The organism is Flavobacterium sp., assembly GCF_035760125.1.
In the GTDB taxonomy this organism is placed as follows: domain Bacteria; phylum Bacteroidota; class Bacteroidia; order Flavobacteriales; family Flavobacteriaceae; genus Flavobacterium.
Window position 1 is genome coordinate 1 of record NZ_DASTTN010000023.1, and the last position, 2,377, is coordinate 2,377.

1 protein-coding gene and 1 pseudogene are annotated in these 2,377 nt (G+C 33.5%); both read right to left on the minus strand.

Annotation, left to right across the window (positions count from 1 at the left end):
* On the minus strand, positions 1-1,455 hold a 1,455-nt coding region (acs, locus tag VFS71_RS01110; protein WP_326398832.1), incomplete at its 3' end, for an acetate--CoA ligase.
* Between the two features lie 429 nt (positions 1,456-1,884).
* Positions 1,885-2,377: pseudogene (locus VFS71_RS01115) on the minus strand (ketol-acid reductoisomerase); the annotation flags it as partial.

Consider the following 2,377-nt stretch of genomic DNA (forward strand, 5'->3'; position numbering starts at 1 on the left):
CGTAAAATATTTACCTGGAAAAGCAGAGAAATAAGTGTCTTTATATCTTTGATGATCTCCCCAAATAGTTCTTGCAATACCTGGCCATGGGAATTTAATACACAAACTACCATCCACTTGATTACCTTCAATTTCATTGCGCTTTTCATCCATTAAAACTGGTTGAATACCAGGCAACGGCAATGTAGCATATGTAGGTTTTGTTGGTGTAGTAAATGCCAATGGCGCAATCATAATACCACCCGTTTCAGTTTGCCACCAAGTATCTACAACTGGACAACGCTTCCCTCCTACGTGGTCATTAAACCAGTGCCAAGCTTCCTCATTAATAGGTTCTCCAACAGAACCAATAACTTTCAGTGATTTTAAAGGGAATTTTTGGACATAAGATAAATTTTCTTTGGCCAAAGCACGAATGGCTGTTGGCGCTGTATAGAATTGAGTAACTTTATGTTTCTCGATTGTTTCCCAAAAACGGCTAAAATCAGGATACGAAGGAATTCCTTCAAAAATAACAGTAGTAGCTCCATTCAATAATGGACCATATAATATATAAGAGTGACCAGTAATCCAACCTATATCGGCAGTACACCAAAAAATATCATTCTCTTCGTAGTTGAATACATTCTTAAAAGTATAGGCTGTATAAACCATATAACCGGCCGTAGTATGAACCATTCCTTTTGGCTTACCAGTAGATCCTGAAGTATATAATATAAACAAAGGATCTTCAGCATCCATAATTTCGGCAACACTATTATTCATTGCGTTGTCAAGAAGTGGAGCCAGCCATTGGTCACGACCAGCTTTCATTTTGATTTCTGCATTAGTTCTTTTTACAACCAAAACTGAAGTAACAGTTGGGCAATTTTCTAAGGCATCATCAATAATTCCTTTTAAATCAATAGTTTTATTTCCACGGTAACCTCCATCAGAAGTAATTACCATTTTACATTCACTATCATTTATTCTTGATGCGACAGCAGATGCAGAGAAACCAGCAAAAATAACAGAATGTATCGCTCCAATTCTGGCGCAAGCCAAAACAGCTATCGCCAATTCAGGTATCATTGGCAAATAAATACAAACACGATCTCCTTTGGTAATGCCTTGTTCTCTTAAAACATTGGCCATTTTTGAAACGCGCTCGTATAATTCGTTATAACTTATGTGTAATGCTTCTTCAGAAGGGTCGTTAGGTTCAAAAATAATAGCTGTTTTTTCACCTTTTTTTGCCAAATGTCTATCAATACAGTTCTTTGTAATATTGACTTTTGCGTCAACGAACCATTTTACTTCGGCATCAGCCATATTAAAATCGACAACTTTATCCCAGTATTGATACCAAGTGAAGTTTTCTTCAGCAATTTTTCCCCAGAATTTTCGAGGTTCACGTATTGATTTATTATAGTGTTTAAAGTATTGTTCTAAACTGTCAATTTTAAAATAACTCATCTTTTTTAATTTTTTTATAAAAGTATTAAATCTCTTCGGTTTTCAAAACTATTAATTTACAAAATGTTTTAAAAACATAATAAAAAACGGCACTTCTTCAAAATTTTATGAATTTTTAATAACGTTTTGGTTTTATCTGCGTATTTAAAGCAAGAAAAGGACATAATAGAAAACTAAAATGCCCTTTTATTAACAATATTTAACAACAATTATATTCTTTCTTTTCAATCAAAAGAATCTCTTTATAAAATAACAAACTTGGGATTACTTCACTTAACTTACCGCTCGTTCGAAGTTAAGTGAATGTAAAAGCATAAAATATCATCAATTGTCCAATAAGTGCTTACTAATTCAAAATATTTAAACCTGTTTGATATTATGCAAATCCCAGCACACCCTCATGTGTGGTAATCCTAATCTTTATTTTATTTATCCAATTTTTTTCATAGCAGTCATAGATTCTCTCAACCAAGCTCCAACTTCTTCAATTGGATGTTGACGAATACTTTTATTAACCGCGATAAGTACTGCATTATCTACACCATTAGTAGTAGAAAAAGGTTTTCCAATAATATTCGTTTCAACAGTTTTCATAAATTCAGTCAATAACGGTTTACAAGTGTGATCGAATAAATAACATCCGTACTCAGCAGTATCCGAAATAACACGATTCATTTCAAACAATTTCTTTCTTGCAATTGTGTTAGCAATCAAAGGCAATTCGTGTAATGACTCATAATAAGCTGACTCTTCAATAATTCCAGCTTCAGTCATTGTTTCAAAAGCCAATTCAACACCAGCTTTTACCATTGCAATCATTAATACTCCATTATCAAAATATTCCTGCTCAGCGATTGGAGCTTCTTGTGGAGCTGTTTTTTCGAAGTTAGTTTCTCCAGTTGCAGCTCTCCATTTTAATAAA